21 protein-coding genes and 1 other annotated feature are annotated in these 22,403 nt (G+C 38.5%); of the genes, 2 read left to right on the forward strand and 19 right to left on the reverse strand.

The window, feature by feature from the left end:
- The first annotated feature begins 63 nt into the window (after positions 1–63).
- Positions 64–636, forward strand: a complete 573-nt coding sequence (locus ACESSZ_RS03045) for a TetR/AcrR family transcriptional regulator (RefSeq protein ID WP_008688589.1) — start codon at positions 64–66, stop codon at positions 634–636.
- 178 nt (positions 637–814) lie between these two features.
- On the forward strand, positions 815–1,231 hold the full coding sequence (locus ACESSZ_RS03050; RefSeq protein ID WP_008688590.1) for a DUF2871 domain-containing protein: 417 nt from the start codon (positions 815–817) through the stop codon (positions 1,229–1,231).
- Positions 1,232–1,767: 536 nt separating this feature from the next.
- Here ACESSZ_RS03050 and tyrS read toward each other — a convergent pair.
- The 19 genes from tyrS to ACESSZ_RS03145 form a co-directional block, all read right to left on the reverse strand.
- Positions 1,768–2,991, reverse strand: a complete 1,224-nt coding sequence (tyrS, locus tag ACESSZ_RS03055) for a tyrosine--tRNA ligase (protein ID WP_008688593.1) — start codon at positions 2,989–2,991, stop codon at positions 1,768–1,770.
- Between the two features lie 38 nt (positions 2,992–3,029).
- Positions 3,030–3,235: a binding site (T-box leader), on the reverse strand.
- A gap of 42 nt (positions 3,236–3,277) precedes the next feature.
- Positions 3,278–4,273, reverse strand: a complete 996-nt coding sequence (locus ACESSZ_RS03060; protein WP_008688596.1) for a LacI family DNA-binding transcriptional regulator — start codon at positions 4,271–4,273, stop codon at positions 3,278–3,280.
- A gap of 18 nt (positions 4,274–4,291) precedes the next feature.
- Entirely contained in the window at positions 4,292–4,825 is a 534-nt protein-coding gene (locus ACESSZ_RS03065) for a hypothetical protein (RefSeq protein ID WP_008688598.1), read from the reverse strand.
- Positions 4,822–5,217, reverse strand: a complete 396-nt coding sequence (locus ACESSZ_RS03070) for a hypothetical protein (protein ID WP_008688600.1) — start codon at positions 5,215–5,217, stop codon at positions 4,822–4,824. Before ACESSZ_RS03070 ends, ACESSZ_RS03065 begins: the two co-directional genes overlap by 4 nt.
- A 49-nt stretch (positions 5,218–5,266) precedes the next feature.
- Entirely contained in the window at positions 5,267–6,580 is a 1,314-nt protein-coding gene (murC, locus tag ACESSZ_RS03075; protein WP_008688601.1) for a UDP-N-acetylmuramate--L-alanine ligase, read from the reverse strand.
- A gap of 18 nt (positions 6,581–6,598) precedes the next feature.
- The gene (locus ACESSZ_RS03080) at positions 6,599–7,354 is read right to left on the reverse strand and encodes a hypothetical protein (protein WP_008688602.1); all 756 of its coding nucleotides are present in this window, start codon (positions 7,352–7,354) and stop codon (positions 6,599–6,601) included.
- 19 nt (positions 7,355–7,373) lie between these two features.
- Positions 7,374–7,712 (reverse strand): thioredoxin family protein, encoded by a 339-nt coding sequence (locus ACESSZ_RS03085; protein WP_008688603.1) that lies wholly within the window; start codon positions 7,710–7,712, stop codon positions 7,374–7,376.
- Positions 7,713–7,793: 81 nt separating this feature from the next.
- Positions 7,794–8,453: a tRNA (guanosine(46)-N7)-methyltransferase TrmB gene (trmB, locus tag ACESSZ_RS03090; RefSeq protein ID WP_008688604.1), complete on the reverse strand. Its 660-nt coding sequence runs from the start codon at positions 8,451–8,453 to the stop codon at positions 7,794–7,796.
- Positions 8,454–8,461: 8 nt separating this feature from the next.
- Positions 8,462–9,853 (reverse strand): dipeptidase PepV, encoded by a 1,392-nt coding sequence (gene pepV / locus ACESSZ_RS03095; RefSeq protein WP_008688606.1) that lies wholly within the window; start codon positions 9,851–9,853, stop codon positions 8,462–8,464.
- A 194-nt stretch (positions 9,854–10,047) separates the two neighbouring features.
- Complete coding sequence (gene pnp, locus ACESSZ_RS03100) at positions 10,048–12,255, reverse strand: polyribonucleotide nucleotidyltransferase (RefSeq protein WP_008688607.1); 2,208 nt, start codon at positions 12,253–12,255, stop codon at positions 10,048–10,050.
- A 110-nt stretch (positions 12,256–12,365) separates the two neighbouring features.
- Positions 12,366–12,632: a 30S ribosomal protein S15 gene (gene rpsO / locus ACESSZ_RS03105; protein ID WP_008688610.1), complete on the reverse strand. Its 267-nt coding sequence runs from the start codon at positions 12,630–12,632 to the stop codon at positions 12,366–12,368.
- 251 nt (positions 12,633–12,883) lie between these two features.
- Entirely contained in the window at positions 12,884–13,993 is a 1,110-nt protein-coding gene (gene hemW / locus ACESSZ_RS03110) for a radical SAM family heme chaperone HemW (protein ID WP_331866872.1), read from the reverse strand.
- Between the two features lie 22 nt (positions 13,994–14,015).
- Entirely contained in the window at positions 14,016–14,735 is a 720-nt protein-coding gene (locus tag ACESSZ_RS03115) for a sporulation initiation factor Spo0A C-terminal domain-containing protein (RefSeq protein ID WP_008688616.1), read from the reverse strand.
- Positions 14,736–14,752: 17 nt separating this feature from the next.
- Positions 14,753–15,619, reverse strand: coding sequence for a hypothetical protein (locus ACESSZ_RS03120; RefSeq protein ID WP_008688617.1), 867 nt, complete (start codon positions 15,617–15,619; stop codon positions 14,753–14,755).
- A 147-nt stretch (positions 15,620–15,766) separates the two neighbouring features.
- On the reverse strand, positions 15,767–17,572 hold the full coding sequence (lepA, locus tag ACESSZ_RS03125) for a translation elongation factor 4 (protein WP_008688619.1): 1,806 nt from the start codon (positions 17,570–17,572) through the stop codon (positions 15,767–15,769).
- Positions 17,573–17,826: 254 nt separating this feature from the next.
- Entirely contained in the window at positions 17,827–18,510 is a 684-nt protein-coding gene (gene rpiA, locus ACESSZ_RS03130) for a ribose-5-phosphate isomerase RpiA (RefSeq protein WP_008688621.1), read from the reverse strand.
- Positions 18,511–18,514: 4 nt separating this feature from the next.
- Positions 18,515–19,903 (reverse strand): glucose-6-phosphate dehydrogenase, encoded by a 1,389-nt coding sequence (gene zwf, locus ACESSZ_RS03135; protein ID WP_008688623.1) that lies wholly within the window; start codon positions 19,901–19,903, stop codon positions 18,515–18,517.
- Positions 19,896–21,311, reverse strand: coding sequence for an NADP-dependent phosphogluconate dehydrogenase (gene gnd / locus ACESSZ_RS03140; RefSeq protein WP_008688625.1), 1,416 nt, complete (start codon positions 21,309–21,311; stop codon positions 19,896–19,898). Before gnd ends, zwf begins: the two co-directional genes overlap by 8 nt.
- Positions 21,312–22,265, reverse strand: a complete 954-nt coding sequence (locus tag ACESSZ_RS03145; protein WP_008688626.1) for a lactonase family protein — start codon at positions 22,263–22,265, stop codon at positions 21,312–21,314.
- Positions 22,266–22,403 lie beyond the last annotated feature (138 nt).

Here is a 22,403-nt window from a genome sequence, read left to right on the forward strand (position 1 = left end):
TCTACTTGACGAGCAGCAATAACGCGTCTATAATGAACAGTGTTCATATTAGGAGGAATCATTATGAATAAGGTAGTCACATCAAAAGACGAATTATTAGAAGCTGCCGAACAAATCACCTATGAGGAAGGAATGACTCACCTCAGTATTCGCTCGCTCGCCAAAAAACTGGATATATCTGTTGGTGTAGTGTACAATTACTTTCCTTCAAAAGCCGATTTAGTATTGGCTATCATCGAAAATTTCTGGAAAAAGGTTTTTCATAAAGATCTTTGCACATTCGATGAACCCCCTTGTTTCCCTATCTTCTATGAAACCATCTATCAACGTTTAAGCGAACATATAGAGGATTTCCAAGCTGTTTTTTTAGGACAATTGCATGTATTGCGCTCAGAAGATAAGCAAAAGGGGAAAGCCTTGGAACAACAATATTTACAGCACATACAGAAAGGGTTTCTTCTTGTCCTATCTCAAGATTCGCATATTCCTGAAAGCTTATGGACAGCAACCTTTACAAAGGAAGCCTTTCTACAGTTTTTATTTGAACATATGTTGGTAGATCTCTCACATCAACGCAAAAACTGTCAATTCACAAAAGAAATGTTATATCGCTTATTATATGCGAAATCAACATAATTTCACGTTACAACGAACAAAGTTCAGCAACAATGCTTTGCAAACAATAAATAATGGAAATAGGCTTTCATATTCTCTATCTAACCATTGTTATTTTTTGAAACCCTCTCTATTAAAAAGGCGAAGCATGATAAAGCAATTCCATTATTTAGCATCATAAGAAAGGAGTTCTATCATTATGAAAAGAACAGTAAACTACGCTATACTTTATGCAATTCTCGCCATGATTGGTGGTATCTTTTATCGCGAATACACCAAATTCATGGGATTTGACGGCAGGACAACACTTGCCTTTGTACATACCCATCTCTTTCTGCTGGGAATGGTCATGTTTCTCATCGTGACATTTGCCATTCATCAATTTCATATCGAAAAACAAAAACATTATCGGCTATTTCTTATTCTCTATCATCCCGGTGTCTTATTAACTTCCCTCATGCTCTTTCTGCGCGGTATCACACAAGTAAATGGTAATGAACTAACCAATACTGTTAACGCTATGATCTCCGGTGTTTCCGGTATCGGCCATATCCTAACAGGTATCGGTCTTCTTCTTTTCCTGTTTATATTGAAAGCGAGTGTGAAAGATGCGTAAACGAATGTATATCCCTAAAAACTACCTTTTGTTACTAGCCGGCTTCATTTGGTTGCTAGCGGGTATTAATATACTAAATATCGGCTATCAATCCACTTCTGTTCTTACTTTATGGATGATGCTAGCAACGATCTTGACCTTTCTTGTTTTCTATTTTGCTATTTTTCGCAAACTCATTCATAAGCATACAAATCGAATCTTACGTTATGCCCATGCTTATATGCATATATTACAATTTTTCGATAGAAAATCATACATCATCATGTTTTGTATGATGAGCGGTGGTATTTTATTAAGAATAAGCCATGTATGGCCAACAGTATGCATAAAATCTTTTTATACCGGTATAGGTCTAGCCCTATGCATATCAGGCCTGTGTTTTATAAAGCAATTTTATCACCAGCAGCTTTCATTCACTAATAAATAAAGCACATCAGATACTATTTCTGTATGTGCTTTTTTCTCATATATATATAATCTTTCATATTGAAACGTGGGATTTCATAAGTATATCTGTTTGAAATTCTTTGTTTATCTTATTGTGTAATTACATAATAATTACGTTTCCCGCGTTTGATAATGGTTTTATTCGTTGTGATTGCATGTGTTGAGCTTACGATAAATTCACAGTCTTTTATACGTTCACCATTGATTTGAATAGAACCTTGCTTGATCCATTCTCTTGCTTCACGTTTACTACTAGCAATTTTCGCTTGTACTAAGACATCAAGTAACGGCATATGATCATCCACTGCGATACTATCAAAACCATGCAACGCATCCTCGAGTTCATCGCTGGTTAAATCTTTAATATTTCCTTTGAAGAAAGCATTCGTAATTTTTAATGCTTTTTCATATTCCTCTTCACCATGCAAATCAATAACGACGGCTTTCGCAAGTGCCTTTTGTGCTTCTCTGCGTCCCGCATCTATCTTTGTCTTTTCTTCTAAATCTTCAATTTCTTCGCGGCTTAAGAAGGTCAATGTCTTTAAATATTCAATAACCTTACTATCTTCACTATTCACCAAGAACTGATACAGTTCATAAGAAGATGTTTTATTTTTATCCAGCCAAATCGCCTTGCCTTCGCTTTTGCCAAACTTTGTTCCATCCGCCTTAGTTACCAATGGCATTGTAAACCCATATGCTTCTTTACCTAATTTCTTACGAATCAATTCAATACCGGCTGTGATATTCCCCCACTGATCTTGTCCTGCTACTTGCATGATACAGTTGCGGTTTTCATACAAATGCATAAAATCCAACGCCTGTAAGATCATATAAGAAAATTCTGTATACGTAATTCCTTCATCCAATCGACGAGCAACAATATCTTTATTCAACATATAATTAATGTTAAAATATTTCCCATAATCGCGCAAGAAATCCAAAGTATTGATATCCTTAATCCAATCGTAGTTATTTACAACTTCAAAGCCAAATACATCCTGCGCCTGTTTCTTTAGACATGCAAAGTTATGCGCAACTTCATCTTTTGATATCATAGCGCGTTCTGCTGTTGGCTTAGGGTCGCCAATTAACCCTGTTCCTCCACCAACTAACAAAATCGGATTGTGCCCTGCCTGTTTTAAACGCTTAGAAATTAAAAAGGATGAATAATGTCCAATATGCAAGCTGTCTCCGGTAGGATCAGTACCAATATAAAAAGTGACCTTTTCATTATTCAGCATGTTTTCAATTTTCGGTGAGCTGCAATCTTTAATTAAGCCTCTCCATACCAATTCTTCATAAATATTCATAGTCTATTCCTTTCTCAGCCATTAAAAAAGCGTCCTTATCCAAGGACGCCGTTTTTTATTTGCGTGGTACCACCTTAGTTCCTCATAACATGAGGCTCTCAAGCTCATAACGTGAGCATACGGCTTTACTTTTCATAAAGCAGCTCCAAGGTGTATTCCATAAGTTCCTGACTGCGGCTTTTCACCAGCCAGCCGCTTCTCTGTGCTCATTTCCTTATGTACTCTTTCTTATCATAGCTGTTGTAGTATTAAGTATAATGTAATTTTTTACTTTGTCAAGCAATGATTACTTGGTTGATTTACGTGGAGTGAAAATATAGCTCAATTCGATTTCTTTATCTGGAACATCATTTTCATCCGTTAGCATCTTTGTCAATAAACGCATAGCAACAGCACCTAAATCATAATCTGGAATTTTAAAGCCAGAAATCTGAGGGCGTGCCATAGAGTTATATTTACTATCTAAGATACATACCAATTCCACATCATCAGGAATATTCATTCCTGCTTCTTTCACGGTGTTCATAACCGCCATAGCTTGAGAATCACGATACGTAATGACGACATCATAAGGTACGCCATCCTTCACATATTCTTTCAAGAATAAGTAAGAGGAACGATATTCCTTAGGAATTTCAATATAGCCGTCAAATTCCATACCGTTTTCTTTATAAGCACGTGATAATCCATCACGAAGTTGTTTGATCATTGCTGGATTCTTACGATCCTCAATCAATGCCAAACGTTTTTTCCCTTTTGCGATGCAATCCATTGCATAATCATAAACAAGGCTGGAGTAATCCACATAAACAGAACCAACAGTTTCATCACTCATCTTATTACCGATGACAACAATGGGAACTTGATATTTTGTTAACTGATTCAATTCTTCCTTATTTAGCTTATCATTGAAAATCACAACACCATCCACACGGGATTTGATGATATTTTCAATAATATCATTCATTTCAGTAATGCCTTCCGTCGTTGTATGCAGCATCAGATTATATTTATAAATTTTTGCCACATCAATCAAACCATTAATAATCTGTCCCGTATAGAAATAGCTTGCTTCTGGTACGATCAGAGCAATCGTCGTCGTTTTCTGAAGTGCCAATCCTTGAGCAATCGCATTCGGTTTATAACCTAATTTTTCAATTGCCTCCTGCACTTTCACACGTGTGTCTTCACGGACAACTTCAGAACCGTTGATAACACGGGAAACGGTTGCCAGTGAAACATCTGCTTCTTTTGCTACATCATAAATGGTAATTCGTTTCATAACACTTATCCCTTCTGACTAATCGTCTTCATCCTTCGTGTCTAAGACACGTTGTAACCCTTCAAAGGCTTTTTCCGCTGCTTTCAGCGTACCCTTTTTTAGCTTCTTTACATTCTTCTTAACGCGCTCATCTTCACGAATAGCACTAACCGTGTCCGTAATGGTATCCATCGTTTTCACAACATAGTCCTTCTTCATAAGCTCATCTACACCATCACTGAATGCATTCGTCACTTTGCCCGTCATTTCATTCAGTTTTTCCTTGCCATTCTTTACATCCTCACGCTGATTAAAGGCAGCTACTTTCTGTTTCGTTGTTTCCAATAACAAGGCCGTATCAGTCTTCAGTTTTTCTAAACGCTGTGTTGTTTCCTGCGCATTCACATTATTTTTTATCCACTGACGAAATTCTGCGTACATCCGACTTAGTTCTATTTTGGCATCCGCAAAAATTGAAGAGGCATTTTCATTATCCTCGTCATCTTCCATTTGAATAATGGTATAACGCGTTTCTTTTTCCATGTCATCAACATGCTGGCTTTCATCGCTCATGAAGTATGCACCTCCTGCTCACAGGCTTCTTCCTGTTGCTCATCGCTGCCATCTTTTCCCATATGATGTAAGATCCAATCTTTAATCAAAGAGAAATTTTCAATCACCATCACCATCGTACTGCGAACAGCATGTTTGCTTGCTTCATGCACACTGTCAACAGTCTCACTTAATTCATTTAAAGTCTGTAAAGGCTTTTCCAGTGTTTCCAATTCTTTGTTTGTCGTATCGAGTGTTTTTTTCATACTGATCACTGCTTCATTCGCACTTTTTAATAACACGATCAGATGCCTGACAAAGATAACCAGAAATATCAGGACGATAACACCTACAATCGGTAATGCCTTAGCGGCAACATTACTCGTTAATTCCAATAACTGATCTAAACCCATAGAAACACCTCTTTTTATATTTTACCTTATTTTGTAAACATTTACAAGTTTACTGAAAACTTTTTACAATATTTTTTAATTTATAAATATCTTTACTGCTCATAAACAGATATACTGCAGGGCCGCGATCTGCTAAAAACTTAGCCGCTGTTTCATCTTCTTGAATCACTTGAGCATGCGCGCAACGATCTGCTAAATCTTGTATCGTAATATTGATTCCTGGCTCTTTTGCGGCATTTTCAGGAAAATGGCATAAATATGTCTCGTCAGCTTGATCTAATTCTTGGGCAAAACGATCCATAAAATAATAGATACGAGAATAACGATCCGGTTTAAATATCGCAATGATTTTTTTATCAGGATACTTAATGCGAGCAGCCTCAATCATATACTTAACAGCAGTTGGATGATGTGCATAATCATCAATATACACATTACCATTTTTTTCTTCTATCGTAAAACGGCGTTTTACTCCCGGAAAACTTGCCAATCCTTCCTGTAACACTGCCGGTTGTAATCCTTCCATGATTCCTAAAGCGATTACCCCTAGGCTGTTCCACAATAAAGGTTTCCCAACAAACGGTAATTTAAAACTGCCAAAGTACGCTTTTTTATATAAAACATCAAAAGACATACCTTCTTCATTTTGTATAACATGAACAGCTTGTACGTCATTGTCATCCTGTAAACCATAATACAAATGCTTCGTTTTGACGTGCAGGCGACGCACTTCTTCATCATCACCAAACAGTACAATACCTTTTTTTACTTGATTGGCAAAGGTTTCAAATGCATCGCGATAATCTTCCATATTTTTATAATAATCCACATGATCCAATTCAATATTCGTAATGATCGCGTATTGCGGTTTATAAGCCAAAAAGTGACGCTGATATTCACAGGATTCTAAGACAAAATATTCACCATCATCCGGCATATCTCCTGTACCATCACCAATCAAAAAACCAGTTGGTGCTACTTCGGCCATCACATGAGAAATCATGCCTGTCGTTGTGGTCTTACCATGGGTACCGGCAACACTGATACTTGTATATTCTTCGACCAACTGCCCTAAAAAATCATGATACCAGTATACCTGCACTTTTCCTTGCTTGGCCAATTCCATGGCTTTTTTCACTTCCGGATTGCTTTCATTAAAAGCATTGCCAATGATGATTGTCATTCCTTCTTTAATGTTATTCTCATCAAAATGGTAAATCGGAATATGTCGTTCCTCTAAAGGTTTTTGGGTAAAGATATATTTATCAATATCCGAACCGCTCACTTGTTCATGGCGGTCAAAGACGATCGTAGCTAAAGATGCCATACCGCTTCCCTTGATACCAATAAAATAATATTCCATATTACGTTTACACTCCCTTTATTTTTCCGTTACATCTTTTATATTAGATTCAGCCTCTTTGATTGGCGTAGAATCGCCAAACAGCGAAATTTGCAACAAATCTTCAGTATCCGTATCATCATCTGCTAAAATAGCTTCCAAGGGTAACGTATGTTCTTCCTCTTCTTCTACCTTTTGTAATAAATCTGCCGGCATTTCTTGTGATGAAAGCTCATCCCTTGTTTCCGTCATGATGATTTCTTCCTGCTTACTTTTGGCTTTTTCTTCAATATCTTTTTTCGCTTCTTCTTCAAATTCTTCCAATTCATTCACACCATAATACGGTGATATAATTGTCCCTAACGGATTTTCCTTACGTTTGCGAGCGCGTGGCATATTGACATTAGGTGTCTTCGTTGAAGTCTTCGCTTTTGCGTTTTCTTCTTTCGCTCCAAAAATCGGCGAAATCACCGGTGTAAACTCATATTCTTTCTTTTCTTCTTTTTTCATAACAGGTCGACTTTTTATTGTCTCTTTTGGTTGTTTTACTTCTTTTGCTGGTTCTTTTTTTGTCTCTAAATCAATACTGACAAACTTTCTCGTCTCCTGCTTGATTGGCGTCTGTTCCTTTTTAACACTTTCTAGATCCGCTTGTTTCGGCGTATTTTGCGGTTCTTTATCCACTGTTTTTGCTTCTTTCTCTTTTAAAGAAATTGCTTCCAAATCATCTTCTGCAATGATATCTGCCTCTGTTTCTTCAAACAGAAAGGAAGTAACTTTTTTCCATAACGACATTTTCCTCACCCTTTCTGCGTCATTGATTTACTTGATTCAAGAATTGTTCTATTTCTTCTCTTGTCTTGCGCTGCTTCGATACAAACCGATTACTTTCTTTCCCATTTAGATAAATGACAAAGCTAGGTATGCCCATGATCATCAAGTCTACACATACATCCATGCATTGATCACGGTCAACATAGTAAAAGGTAAAGCCTTTTGCCGTATATTCTTTTACGACGTCTTCAAAAAAGCCTTCTAAAAAACGACAGTCAGGACACCAATTCGCAGAAAAGACAAAGACATTTTTGCCTTCGCTGGCACATGCTTTATAAAACGCTTCTGCATTGTTAATTACATTCATATATTCTTTCATGGTATGACTCCTTTTGTTGAACCGTTTACATGTTCTTATTATAGCATCATTCGATGAAAATTTACTTTTTATTTTCATTATTTATGCATTCTTTTCATTCATAGGATGTTTCTTCCAAATGGCACGATAAATAGGCTGCCCTTTTTCCATGAAGCGATGCTCATATTCCGTAATTACATCTTCATCATGAGCAACACGGCGAAAATCCACACTGAAATCATGAAGAAACCAACCTGCATTTTGGAATTCTATTATACTATATTCAAATAATGAGCTATTATCTGTTTTCATCTGAATTTCCCCATCATCTGCCAAGATTTTCGCATATTGGGCAATAAATTTATGATTTGACAATCGCTTTTTATGTGCTCGTTTTTTAGGCCAAGGATCACTGAAATTCAAATGGATGACTTGAATTTCACCTTCTGCAAACCAAGAAGCAAGCTGCTCAGCATCATCGTTGATGAATCGCATATGTGCTTTTTCTTTTTCTTGTTTTGTATATTTACGTACCGCCAGAGCAGCTACATTGTTATTTTTCTCAACACCGATCCAACCGTATTCTGGATATTGCAAAGCCATCTTTGTCCAATAATCCCCTTTGCCACAGCCAATCTCTAAATGTAGCACATCACGTTTTAGCGTTTCTTTCCATTTGCCTTGCAAAGCAGCGGGTTCTTTAATAACGACATCCTGCTCCTTTAAAAAGTCTTCTGCCCATGGTAATTTTCGCATTCTCATAGATCGTCCTACTTCTTTCCCAGCTTTTCCACAGCTGCTGTATAAATAGCGATAGAAGTCATTAAATCTTCTAGTTTTACCCCTTCATCTTTTTGATGACATCCTCCGACATATAATCCTTCAGGAATCTCGGTTTTCGGAAACTCAGGTCCAAAGGCGACAAAGTTTTTAAATTTCTTCGCATAGGTACCTCCGCCAATTGTCTTATTTGGTGTAAAGGTGTCCTTGCTGTATTCTTGATATACTTCACTTAATGTACTTACCAAGGTAGATTGTGGATCAACAAACAAAGGTTTTGTATCGTGTTCTAATAGTACATCTAAAGCATATTGACGTTTTTCGGCACTTTTTTTCATATTATCTATGATCAGATTTGCATCCGCATCATTTGGATAACGGATATCAATGGTAATATCCGCCTTTCCATCAGCAATATGAATGATCCCGGTATTCATTGTCAAAAATCCCATATAAGCGCCCTCAATGGCAATATTCAATGGTTTTCCCTGCCAATCATGCAGCAGTGCATACGTATCATACGCAAATTTATCCTGCATAGCACTTCCTACAAAATTCAAGAGATGCAAACCAGCATTTACTCCATTGTATGGCATCGCTGCATGTGCGGATACCCCCTCCATGGTTAAAACAGCTTGTTTTCCATCATAGGCAACACTGCCTTTTAACCCATTCGATTTTAGGTAAAAATCAAACATATCCATATAGGCATCGTTCCATTTATCCACGCATAAACTAGCTTTACCGATGACGATATTTGGACGTTCACCGGCATGCATGCTGGTTATACACGTTTGCACATCGCCTTTTAACCTAACATGCAAGCCGCCTTTTTCACCATAAATCACAGGAAAATCAGCATCGGGTGTAAAGCCCATAGTAGGTATTTCTCCATGTTGTGTATAATACTTCATGCATTCCATTCCCGTTTCTTCATTGCACCCTAAGATCAACATGATCTTGCGATCCAATTGGATACCTTTATCTTTTAACATCTTTAAGGCATAAAAACCCGCCATAGCAGGACCTTTATCATCCAAAGCCCCTCTGCCAAACAAATAGCCTTGTTCAATTTCTCCTCCATAAGGATCTTTGGTCCAGCCATCACCTAAAGGGACAATATCCAAATGTGCTAATACACCAACACTTTCCGTACCTTCACCATAGCTGATCACGCCAGCATAGCCATCATAATCCTTTACTTCAAAGCCTTCCTTACGTCCCAGCTCTAACATATAATCCAAAGCTTTGCGGCACCCTTCGCCAAAAGGAGCACCTGCTCGAGCACTTGCTTTATCTTCTATTGAAGCAATGGCAATCAAGCCTCTTAAATCACGAATAAAATCTTCTTTATATGTTTCCAATTCCTGTAACCAGTTCATGTTTTTCACCTCGCATATTATTTTATCATAAAGCGAATTGAATACCTACGCTTTTTTTCATAAATTTTCATTAAGATGACAAATTGGTTGTAACCTTTGCAGCCCCTTTTTTTGCTGCTTTGTACCTATCGTGTAAGAAATATCCATCCACAAAAAAAAGGACAAGTGTATAACACTGTCCTCACGTATTCACCTTATGATTCTACAGCCGGTGTTTCTTCTTTTTTTGTTTCAACCGTTTCTTCTGCAGGTACTTCATCTTTTTTCACAAGCTGTTTTTCTTCTTTTTTAGGTCTTGGCAATAATGCTTTCGCACTGACATTGACACGTCCGCGATCATCGATTTCCATCACCTTAACTTTTATGGTATCACCAATATTCAGCTTGTCTTCAACCTTTTCAACACGCTCATGACAAATCTTTGAGATATGCAATAAGCCATCTGTACCCGGGAACAGATTTACAAAGGCTCCGAATTTTTCAATACGTACAACCTTACCTTCGTAAATATCACCGACTTTTGCAACACGTACAATGTCACGGATCATATTCGCAGCTTTGGTAATAGCCTCTCGGTTCATATGATAGATGACCACATGTCCATCGTCTTCAATATCAATTTTGACCTCATCGCAAGCTTCGATGATCTTATTAATCATCTTACCATTAGGTCCAATGACTTCGCGAATCTTTTCTGGGTCAATATAGAATTGTTCGATCTTAGGTGCATATGTACCAACATCTTCACGTGGTTTATCAATAGCAGTCATCATATTTTCCAGAATCTGTGCACGCGCACCTTTGGCCTGTGACAAAGCTTCCCGGAAGACATCTTCTGTAATACCAGCAACTTTGATATCCATCTGCAGTGCTGTAATACCTTCACTTGTTCCCGCTACCTTAAAGTCCATATCGCCAAAATGATCTTCCATACCCTGAATATCGGTCAATACGGTATACTTCCCGCTATCCTCGTCCATGATCAAGCCCATTGCAATACCCGCAACAGGTGCCTTAATAGGAACTCCAGCAGCCATCAAAGACATTGTGCCGGCACAGATAGATGCCTGCGAACTAGAACCGTTTGATTCCAAAACTTCCGCTACTGTACGAATCGTATATGGGAATTCTTCTTCACTAGGCAATACCTGTGATAAAGCACGTTCTCCCAAAGCACCATGACCGATTTCACGACGGCCTGGATTGCCCATTCTTCCTGTTTCACCAACAGAATATGGTGGGAAATTGTAATGATGCATAAAACGTTTATATTCTACATCGGTAACATCATCAATGATCTGATTATCATTCATCGGACCTAACGTCGTTACCGATAATACCTGTGTTTCCCCACGTGTAAACAACGCACTGCCATGCACTCTTGGTAAAATATCAACCTGTGAATCCAATGGACGGATTTCATCAATCTTACGTCCATCTGGGCGTACTTTATCTTCAATGATCAAACGACGTACTTCATTTGCCTCAATGCCATGACAGATTTCTTTTACCTGCTTCAAAGCTTTGGCTTTTGCACTCTCTGATGCATATTCTTTTTCTTCAAAGCGAGCTAGCGCTGCTTCTGTTAATTCATCAATCTTACCATAGCGCTCCAATTTCTTTTCAATAGACACCGCTGCGCGAATATCGGCTTCAAAGTTTTCCCGTACTTCCTGATCAATTGCTTCATCTACAGTATACAGTGTTACTTCCATTTTCTCTTTACCGATAGCTGCCGCAATTTCTTCTTGGAAAGCAACTAATTTTTTAATATGTTCATGACCGAACATGATAGCTCCAAGCATAGCGTCTTCATCGACTTCTTTTGCTCCAGCCTCTACCATGTTTACAGCATATTTTGTACCGGCAACAGTCAAGTGAATATCACTTTTTTCTAATTGTTCCGGTGTTGGATTAATGACATATTCACCATCTACACGTCCAACGATTACTCCGGCAATCGGACCATTGAAAGGAATATCCGATACACATAATGCCAAAGATGCGCCGAACATTGCAGTCATTTCCGGTGTGCATTCCTGATCAACAGAAAGCACCGTATTCACAACCTGTACCTCATTACGGAAACCTTCCGCAAATAATGGACGAATCGGACGATCGATCATACGAGCCGTCAATGTTGCATGTTCACTAGGTCTTCCTTCTCTTCTTAAAAAGCCTCCGGGAATCTTACCAACAGAATATAGTTTCTCTTCAAATGAAACAGTCAATGGAAAGAAATCGATCCCTTCTTTTGCCTGTTTGCTGGCAGTAGCTGTTGATAAAACAACGGTGTCATTATATCTTACCAGAGCACTTCCTCCGGCCTGTTTTGCTACTTCTCCAGTTTCTACTGTGAGCACCCGCCCACAGAACTCTAAACGAAATGTTTGTTTAGCCACGTTTTTCACCTCTTAATTTTTCTATCTTTTAAATGATATCATAAATTAAACACTTAGGAAAGAAAAAAAGCCGCAAATTCATGCGACTTTCTGTTTCCTTTACTAATAAATTACTTACGCAGTCCTAAGCGAGCGATCAGTTCTTTGTAACGGTTCAGGTCTTTGTTCTTTAAGTATGTTAATAAGTTTCTACGACGACCTACCATTTTCATCAAACCTCTTTGAGAATGGTAATCGTGCTTATGTTCTTTGAAGTGTTCTGTCAGCTGATTGATTCTAGCTGTTAATACAGCGATCTGAACTTCTGGAGAACCTGTATCCCCTTCAAATCTTGCATACTCTTTCATGATTGCCTGTTTTTCGCTTTTTAATAACATGTTATTTCCTCCTGTATTTTCATAATGTTTCATACTGAGTGAGCCGTCGAGGAATACACGTGCAGACCAAGTATAAAACCTTGTTAATAATAGCATACTCCCTACCGTATCGCAAGTGTTTTTCAATATTTTTACACTTCATCTTATACGTCATTGCATTATTTCTTTGCTCTTTGCAAGTATTTTAATACCCTTTTCTGTATTATCTCTTACCTAAAGTAAAAAACGCTTGATTTTCATGCATATCTTATTTATCCATGTGCTTCATCATCACCTAAAAACTCTACCAACACATCATTTAATAGATGAAAGCCTCTTTCACTTGCCCAAATTTTCTCTTCATCTACTAAAAGCAAGCCTTTCTCTTTTTGTTTTTCGATTATTGACCCATATACTTCGCTGATATCCTTTCCAAAACGCTCAAAAAAAGCTTGTCGGGAAATACCCTGTTTCATTCGTAACGACATCATGATCATCTCAAACATCTGAGCCTTCGTATCTAGCTTTTCATATACTGAAGATGCCCCTTGTTGCAGATAGGTTTCTAAATTGCTTGTGTTTTCATAGCGACCTCGCTTGTCTTTTCCACTAGCTCCACAGCCAATGCCATAAAAATCTTCATATCGCCAGTAAACTTGATTATGTAAAGAGGCATACTTGGGCTTTGCAAAATTGCTGATTTCATATTGTTGAAAACCATATTGTTGTAACAAGGTTATCGCAAGATCATACATATCCGCCTCTATATCCTCATCAATATTCTGTATACCTTGACGACCAAATTCCGAATGAGGTTCTATTGTCAGTCCATACAAAGAAATATGCTGAATGGGAAAGGATGATACGATGGTATGTAAATCTTCCTCCCACATAGCCAAGCTTTGCTTAGGTAAACCATAGATCATGTCAATAGAAATATTATGAATACCATGTGCATGAATACGTTTTATACAAGCAAGGACATCTTCGCTCGTATGATGACGATGCATCTGATTCAGCAAAGATGGTTGCAAGCTTTGCACTCCCAGAGAAATACGATTCACGCCATAACGCTGACATATATCTAACTTTTCATCCGTTAAGGATTCAACATTGGCCTCGATCGTATATTCGTTTACTTCTTTTGTATAAGGAACTAGTAAGGATAATAGTGTTTCCAGTTGTTGCGGCTGTAATGCACTCGGTGTCCCACCACCAATATACATCGTCGTTAGCGGTGATAACTTTTTTATCGTCAATTCCTTTGCTATCGCCGCCAACCATTTTTCGGCAAGCCCAACATGATAACGGCATCGAAAAAAATCACAATAGGCGCAGATATCCTGACAAAATGGCACATGTAAATAAGCAGCTTTGCACATAAGGTTCCTCCTTAAAAAGCAATTAATAGGTCAACATCGTTAATTTCAAATGTTCACTCACATAATGAATGATCTGTGAGCAGGTTGGCTTGGTATTATAGACGCAGATTAATTCCGGACAATGACGATACGCATAGGCAATCGCTGTACGCATACATTTTTCAACACGTATTTGGGTCGTAGCATGAACTTTTGCCACCATAGCGTATAAGGTCCCCATCTTTAACTGTAACGGATCTTCCTGCTGTGAAAATAAAATCGCAGCGGTACGTAAATAATTATAGCCTTTTAAGTGCGCCGGCAGGCCAAGTTCTTCCAGGATCCTGCCAGCCACACTTTCCGAGGTCCAGTTGCCATTTTCCACAAGCTTATGATAGCGATTCTTGCTATGGATGGCTTCCATCAATTCATGAGGATTATAAGGTTTTGCTAAAAAAGTATGTAGATCATATTGTGCCATAAGTTGAAAAACATCGCTATCCATTTCATCAAACATCATGATAATTTGCAAATTCACTAACGCTTCGCTCAGCGCAATTTCTTCTAATAAATATTTCGCCTTTTGCTGGTCGATGGCATAACGCATGATAAAAATATCTGCATCTTGTTGTATGAGTTCTGTGGCAGACTGTGGAATGGATGTGGTAATACCAACGATTTTAAGATCTTGTTCCTCCATGCTCATATCCATAACTTGTTTCAGCAATACAATGTCATCCAGACAAACATACACTCTTGCCATTGTTTTATTCCCCTTTATCAGCTGTTTATATAATACACAAATTTACGACCGACTTTTTCTTTGGTATACCAACCTAAAGCTGCCAAGCCATCCATAGAAGTGCGGGCTGTTTCATAACATACATCATGTTCTTGCATACATTGGGCAATCGTATAATAATGATGTGCTTCATGATGCTTTGCATAAAAGGCGGCCTGTATCAAGGACATTGCCGGACATACTTCTTGTAAAGTTTGAGCATCATAGGTAAGAAATTGCCGGCTTTTCCGTTTTAATGATACCATTCTGTTTGAAATTTGCAACTGTAAATCTTCAAGAAACCTTAGCAGCGCATAGGTCAAATCGTGTTCCTGATGTTCGATCAGTATATCACGATATAGCGATTGCAATAATTCCCCATCTCCTAAACCACAAAGTCCTTCACAACGCAACATGAGTTCAGCTGCTCGTAAAAGCGATTCCTTATGTTCTTGCAAGAGAAAAAATAAACGTAATATCACATGAATAGATGTATTACAGATCAGCTGTACATACATTTGAGGAATCGCTATATGAAAGCATTTCACTGTTTCTGATATATCACAGGGCCATTGCTGCTCGATATAAAAGCGCTGTGCCTGTGTTAATGTAGATGAATGTGTTGGTTTCTTATGCCGTTGTTGATATTGCAGAAGTAGCCTTTCACAAAAGGAAAGCTTTTGTATTACATATGGGTTTAAGGTAACATAGTATGGTTTTTCTTTATATGGTGTAAAACGAAAGATTCGTCGATATTCTTGAATTTGTTGCCATACGCTTTCCAATACGACGCCTGATAATTCTTTCCTTAATTCCTCTTTCTTGATATATTGATCTTCACTATATGTCCTTGTTGTTTCAAACATACCATCACTCTCCAAGGCAATAGTGTAGCATGTTTTTACAGGAATCCTCAAAGTTTCGACAAAACTAGCGAAAAACAGACCTTTTACAGCCTGTTTTTCTTATCTTCCTCGTATTATGTATACGCATAAGTGATATGTTAGCTTATTTTAAGATTCATCATCCATAGATAGAACCGCCATAAATGCTTCCTGTGGAACCTCCACACTGCCTACCGCCTTCATCCGTTTCTTTCCTTCTTTTTGTTTCTCTAATAATTTTTTCTTACGGGAAATATCCCCACCATAACATTTAGCCAAGACATTTTTGCGTAAAGATTTAATATCTGCACGAGCAATGATTTTCCCATTGATTGCTGCCTGAATAGGAATTTCAAATTGCTGTTTAGGAATCAATTTCTTTAATTTTTCACAAATAGCTCTTCCTCTTGGATATGCAAACTCCCGATGCACAATGCTGCTTAAGGCATCGACAACTTCTCCATTTAACAAAATATCCATCTTCGCTAACTTATTGGGCTGATAACCGATTAATTCATAATCAAAGGATGCATAGCCCTTCGTACAAGATTTCAGTTTATCAAAGAAATCATAAACAATTTCTCCTAAAGGTAATTCATAAATCAGATTCATTCTCGTATCATCAATATACACCATATCCGTATAATTGCCACGCTTGCGCTGACACAGTTCCATGATTGCCCCGACATATTCTTTTGGTGTCATGATGCTGGCTTTGACAAACGGCTCTTCAATATGGTCAATTTTCTGCACATCAGGTAACAGGCTTGGATTATCAATAGCAAGCATGCTGCCATCTGTCAGATAAGCATGATAGACAACTGAAGGTGCGGTTGCAATCAGATCAATATGATATTCACGCTCAATGCGTTCTTGGACAACATCCATATGTAGTAAACCCAAGAAACCACAACGAAAACCAAAACCTAAAGCCTGTGAAGTTTCCGCTTCAAATTGCAAAGAAGCATCATTTAATTGTAATTTTTCCAAAGCATCACGAAGATCATTATATTTTGCCGAATCAATCGGATATAAACCACAATATACCATAGGGTTCATTTCCCGATATCCATGCAGTGGTGCACTAGCAGGATATTCGACATTGGTTATGGTATCACCGACACGCACATCTTGAATGGATTTGATTGACGCACATAACCAACCAACTTCTCCACATTCCAAACTGTCTTTCTTGACCTCTTTCGGTGTACGTACACCACATTCCAACACTTCATACTCTGCATCACTCGCCATAAAACGCACCTTATCACCAACGCGAATACGACCTTCCTTTACCCGCACAAAGGCAATGACACCACGATAGGCATCATAAACAGAATCAAATACCAAGGCCTGTAAAGGCGCATTAGGATCACCCTTTGGTGCCGGTACATTGGCTACGATATCTTCTAACACATCACGTATATGCAAGCCATTTTTAGCTGAGATCAATGGTGCACAAGAAGCATCCAAACCAATCACATCTTCAATTTCTTTTTTAACGACATCCGGTTGTGCACTAGGTAAATCTATCTTGTTGATGACAGGTAAAATTTCTAAGTCATTATCCAATGCTAAATACACATTTGCCAGTGTCTGTGCCTCAATTCCCTGAGCCGCATCTACGACTAAAACAGCACCTTCGCAAGCTGCTAAAGAACGAGATACTTCATAAGTAAAATCGACATGACCTGGTGTATCAATCAAATGAAAAATATAAGTCTTTCCGTTTAATGCTGTATATTGCAGCTGTACGGCATTTAGTTTAATGGTGATGCCACGTTCACGTTCCAGATCCATCGTATCCAACAGCTGTTCTTTCATTTCTCTTTGCTCAACGGTTTCCGTCAATTCCAAAATACGATCCGCAAGCGTTGATTTTCCATGATCAATGTGGGCGATGATGGAAAAATTACGTATATATTTTTGTTCCACAGGTATCACTCCTAACAACACAGACCTAATTATAACAGAGTTTTAATGGGATGCAAACAGAAATTGTGCAGGCGTTCTTGACGAAAGCGCACAGGCAGTGCTATAGTTATGTTTGTAAAGGATGAGAGAGCATCTCTTACACGAAAAAGAGCCATCTAGTTTGTATGCAGATAGCTCTTTTTTTCTTATTCTAGCAGATGCCTATAATACTCATACAAAGAACTTCCATCCATCATGAATCGATTGATCTATCTTTATACATCACGCACAGGATGAATACATACCCCCTTTGACGAGGCAATGATACATAGATTGTCTTCATCATGGAAGTAACCGGTTTGGACGATAGCAGCAAAAGACATAAGAAAGGTATGTGCCTGTGCCAACGTTACTTGCTTCGGCACGAAAACATCAAGAATATAATGCTGATTATCTGTCAGAAAAGGTTGTGTTTCGGCCATACGCAAACTCGTTTTATAACCATGTTCGTTAAGCATATGGCGCGTATGAGCAAGTGTAAAAGGCAGAACCTCAACTGGCAAAGCATAACAATGACAGTCATCAACCAGTTTTTCATCGTCGCAAATCCAAATCGTCTTATCGGCCCATTGAAATAACATTTTTTCTCTAACCAAAGCTCCACCACCGCCTTTGATGATATCGCCATGATGATTCAAGACATCAAAGCTGTCTACATAAACATCTAATGTTTGTACATACGTATCTGCCAGCAAAGGGATCTGATATTGCTTCGCCCATTGCTGCGTACATAGCGAGCTTGCCATTGCCCGAATTTGTAATCCTTTGGCACATCGTTGTTGCAATGCTTGTAAAAAGTAATTAACTGTTGTTCCACTTCCTAAGCCGATATGCATGCCATCTTTTAGATACGCTATAGCCGCTAGCGCTGCCTGTTTTTTCTTTTCTTCCTTTGTCATAAGATTATTCTCCTTGCGGCTGCATAGTGAAGAGTTCATAACTTGCTTGAGGTCCTTCACTGCCAGATGGATAGATATATACAGGAAGCTGCGCGTTTTCATAACGCTCTTTCAATGCATCGACATAGGCCCAGCTTGTTTCAATTTGATCCCAGCTGGAAAACCAGGATGTATCTGCATGCCAAACTGCCTGCAATAAGCGTTCATATGCTTCTGGTGTATTGATGCGATGAATATCGCTACAACTTTGACAAAAATCCATACTCACTGGCAAAATTTCTTCACTGTTCCCTGGCTTTTTAATGTTAAAACGTACATAAACTCCTTCGGTCGGCTGAATCTTGATGATTAATACATTTGGTTCCACATTAGGAAATGGAGCCTTAAAGGTAATGACAACTTCCATTTCTCGTTTATTCAGTTTCTTACCGGTACGAATCAGAAACGGTGTGTTTTGCCAACGTTCATTATCAATATATAAACGCAATGCCGCAAACGTTTCAGTCGTGGAATCATGTGCGACATGAGCTTCTTTTTGGTAACCAAAATATTGACCTAATACCATAGTATCCTGTATATTCAGCTGATCTACGGGACGTAGTTGTTGTAGAAGCGTAAGCTGCTTCTCATGCAAATCTTCTTGGGTAAAGGCTTCTAAAGGTTCCATGGCGAGGATACTGAGAATTTGAAACAAATGATTTTGAACCATGTCTTTTAATGCTCCGCTTTGATCATAATAGGTACCACGCGTTTCTACTCCGACTTCCTCCATAGCAGATATTTGTACATGAGCAATACATTCATGATTCCAAACATTAGCAAATAATGGATTCAAAAAACGAATCGTTTGAATGTTACGCACCATTTCTTTGCCTAGATAATGGTCAATATGATAAATATGACTTGCCTTGAAGAACGATTCCAATTGTTCATTTAAGCGTTTGGCACTCTTGCGATCTTCTCCAAAAGGCTTTTCTATGACCACTCTGCCTTGTTTTGCATGCGGCACACGAAGCAATCCTTGGGCAATCGTTGAAAAGAATCGAGGAGCGACAGCAAAGTAGAAAATATGCTGTGTATCCTGATGTTGTTTGTAGAAGGCAGCCAGTGTATCATAAGCCTCCTCTTTCGTAAAATCCATACATACATAAGATATCTTTTCACAAAACGATTGAAAAAGGGTTTCACGATATGGCAATCGCGCAAATTGCATTACCCAGTCTTTTATGATCGTACAATACTGTTCATGATCATAGGGTCGTCTGCCAAGCACAACAATCTTCGCATGCTGAAAAGCTTGATTGGCATATAAATTATAAAAAGCCGGTAATAATTTGCGATACGCTAAATCCCCAGTGCCTCCAAAAATCGTAAACGTGACTTGTTCATTCATGATCTCTCCTCCATTCATGATGAAAACTTCCTGACATATCACATCTTTCGAATGTATGTGCGCCAAAATAATCACGCTGCGCCTGAATCAGATTGGCACCGCTATGAGATGAGCGAAACATATCCAAGTAACTGACAGCATTTGCCATCGCCGGAATTGCCAGACCCTGTGTGATTGACATGGCTACCATATCACGCAAAGCTTGCTGATGTGTCTGCAATTGTTTGGCAAAGAAAGGATCAAATAGAAGGTGCGATGCTGGATTCTCTTTAGTAAAGGCCTGTTGAATATCGTTCAAAAAACGTGCCTGAATAATACAGCCAGCCCGGAAAATAGCGGCTATCTCACCTAATGCCAGCTGCCAATCATATTGTGAAGAAGCATGTGCTAACAAAGCAAACCCCTGTGCATAGGCAAGTATCTTTCCTGCATATAACGCCTGGCGTACAGTTTCTACAAATGCATCATTTTTTCTTTGCAAAGGTTTTCTGTCGGGATAAAGGATTTGCGCTTGATGACGCTGTGCTAACAAATTTGACATGACACGAGCATTACAGGAAGCCGTAATCATGGAAACATCCACTCCCTGTTTCAATGCTTCTATGCTTGTCCAGCGTCCAGTCCCTTTCTGTGCAGCACTATCTACAATAACATCTAGCAAATCCTGAGAGGAACGATCATCTGAAGCAAGAAAAATATCTGCTGTTATACGGATAAGAAAGCTCTCTAATTCGTCGGCATTCCATTCTTTAAAAATTTTTGCGATTTCCGTATTTGTATAGCCACCTATATATTTTAATTGTAAATACGCTTCACTGATCAATTGCATATCAGCATATTCAATTCCATTGTGGACCATTTTCACATAATGTCCTGCTCCATTTTCTCCTATATACGTACAACACGGCTTCCCATCACTTGCCTTAGCCGCTATTGTTTCTAAGATAGGGCGTATTTTATCATAGGCCTGCTTATTTCCACCGGGCATAATACTAGGGCCAAAGCGGGCACCTTCTTCACCGCCGGATACACCTACTCCAAAATAATGCAAACCATTTTTGCGTAATGCTTGTTCTCTTCGTATCGTATCCTCAAAAAATGAATTACCACCATCTAAAATGATATCCCCTTCCTCTAATAAATCCACTAACTGTTCTATCACCATATCCACTGCTTTACCGGCCTTTACCATCAGCATTACTTTCCTTGGCTTTTTCAGTGCCGCAACACAATCTTTTAATTCCTTATAAATGTGTATATGAGGATGAGGGTGGTTTTTAGCCATCTGCTCACTAACCGCATAACTACGATTATACGCAGCCACAGCAAAGCCGTGATCTGCCATATTCAACGCTAAACTTCTTCCCATGACGGCTAAGCCGATCACAGCGATATCCTGTTGTTTCATTTAACTTTCCTCCTGTTCAAATACGATACAAACACCTTCCTGTACATGTAATTTTGCACGTAATGGCTGTATTAAACCGCTTTTTTCATCTCTTTCAAAAACACGGATGTCATGACTGAAACGATGTATGACAAAGACAAAACGTCCATCCTTTGACAGTTGCATATCACGAGGATGATCTCCCATAGTCGATAAACGTTGAACGATACGTTTCGCTTTTCTGTCGAATACGATGATCTGGTTGACTTCTCGTAAAGTGATATACAAGAATTTTTCCCGTGCATCTATACGTATAGCGGCAGCTGCTGCTTTTTGATTTTGTGTATCCCAAAGTTTCTGGACAACTTGCACATTCCCTTGCATCTTTTCATTCATATGACACATAAATAACTCATTGCTTAATTCACTGACGACATACAAGTACTTATTCTTGGTAAAGACGCCATGCCGCGGTCCACTATGCGCAGGGAAAGGCAAAATGTGAACACAGGCAAAATCTTTTCGACGATCAAACACATATATGGCATCCAATAATAAACATGGCACAAGCAGATAATTTTCCTGTAATAAAACCTGATGACACCCTGCTGCTTCTTGAATATAAATACGTTTGATCAAAGGCAGATCTTGAACCTTTTTATAAACTGATATCGTACCTTCATGATAATTAGCTGTATAAATATAGCTATCATCCTGCGTAATAAAACACGATGTTTTGGTTTCACTCAAATGTGTCATTGTTTTATCGCAAGAAATGTCCCATAAAGTGATTCCCGCAGCATTTCTACGACATACCGCTGCCAATTTCTTGTTAACATAAGAGAGATATTTGGCATCTTCAAAGCCAGGAAGCTCTTTGCGCTTTGTGAATTGCTTCGTAGTCTCATCAAAGCAAAACTGTATCAGACATTGGCTTTGTTCACTGGCATAGCTTCCTGCATAACCTTTGATCATCTTACACACTCCTTTCTGTAGTGACTTTACTTTTTAAAGTATCTATATCCTATCATAGTGTCACCACATACACTATTCATATGCTCTGGAAACCTTTACCAGCATCGCATAAAAAAAGATTTCCACTCAAACACAATT

This window comes from Eubacterium sp. 3_1_31, from assembly GCF_964249515.1.
In the GTDB taxonomy this organism is placed as follows: Bacteria; Bacillota_I; Bacilli_A; order Erysipelotrichales; family Erysipelotrichaceae; genus Longicatena; species Longicatena caecimuris.

Bases quoted from the DNA above. Each gene is read 5' to 3' on its own strand.
- ACESSZ_RS03045 (WP_008688589.1), top strand. From the start codon at position 64: ATGAATAAGGTAGTCACATCAAAAGACGAATTATTAGAAGCTGCCGAA.
- ACESSZ_RS03050 (WP_008688590.1), top strand. From the start codon at position 815: ATGAAAAGAACAGTAAACTACGCTATACTTTATGCAATTCTCGCCATG.
- tyrS (WP_008688593.1), bottom strand. From the start codon at position 2,991: ATGAATATTTATGAAGAATTGGTATGGAGAGGCTTAATTAAAGATTGC.
- ACESSZ_RS03060 (WP_008688596.1), bottom strand. From the start codon at position 4,273: ATGAAACGAATTACCATTTATGATGTAGCAAAAGAAGCAGATGTTTCA.
- ACESSZ_RS03065 (WP_008688598.1), bottom strand. From the start codon at position 4,825: ATGAGCGATGAAAGCCAGCATGTTGATGACATGGAAAAAGAAACGCGT.
- ACESSZ_RS03070 (WP_008688600.1), bottom strand. From the start codon at position 5,217: ATGGGTTTAGATCAGTTATTGGAATTAACGAGTAATGTTGCCGCTAAG.
- murC (WP_008688601.1), bottom strand. From the start codon at position 6,580: ATGGAATATTATTTTATTGGTATCAAGGGAAGCGGTATGGCATCTTTA.
- ACESSZ_RS03080 (WP_008688602.1), bottom strand. From the start codon at position 7,354: ATGTCGTTATGGAAAAAAGTTACTTCCTTTCTGTTTGAAGAAACAGAG.
- ACESSZ_RS03085 (WP_008688603.1), bottom strand. From the start codon at position 7,712: ATGAAAGAATATATGAATGTAATTAACAATGCAGAAGCGTTTTATAAA.
- trmB (WP_008688604.1), bottom strand. From the start codon at position 8,453: ATGAGAATGCGAAAATTACCATGGGCAGAAGACTTTTTAAAGGAGCAG.
- pepV (WP_008688606.1), bottom strand. From the start codon at position 9,853: ATGAACTGGTTACAGGAATTGGAAACATATAAAGAAGATTTTATTCGT.
- rpsO (WP_008688610.1), bottom strand. From the start codon at position 12,632: ATGTTATTAAAAAGCGAAAAACAGGCAATCATGAAAGAGTATGCAAGA.
- hemW (WP_331866872.1), bottom strand. From the start codon at position 13,993: ATGTGCAAAGCTGCTTATTTACATGTGCCATTTTGTCAGGATATCTGC.
- ACESSZ_RS03115 (WP_008688616.1), bottom strand. From the start codon at position 14,735: ATGGCAAGAGTGTATGTTTGTCTGGATGACATTGTATTGCTGAAACAA.
- ACESSZ_RS03120 (WP_008688617.1), bottom strand. From the start codon at position 15,619: ATGTTTGAAACAACAAGGACATATAGTGAAGATCAATATATCAAGAAA.
- rpiA (WP_008688621.1), bottom strand. From the start codon at position 18,510: ATGACAAAGGAAGAAAAGAAAAAACAGGCAGCGCTAGCGGCTATAGCG.
- zwf (WP_008688623.1), bottom strand. From the start codon at position 19,903: ATGAATGAACAAGTCACGTTTACGATTTTTGGAGGCACTGGGGATTTA.
- gnd (WP_008688625.1), bottom strand. From the start codon at position 21,311: ATGAAACAACAGGATATCGCTGTGATCGGCTTAGCCGTCATGGGAAGA.
- ACESSZ_RS03145 (WP_008688626.1), bottom strand. From the start codon at position 22,265: ATGATCAAAGGTTATGCAGGAAGCTATGCCAGTGAACAAAGCCAATGT.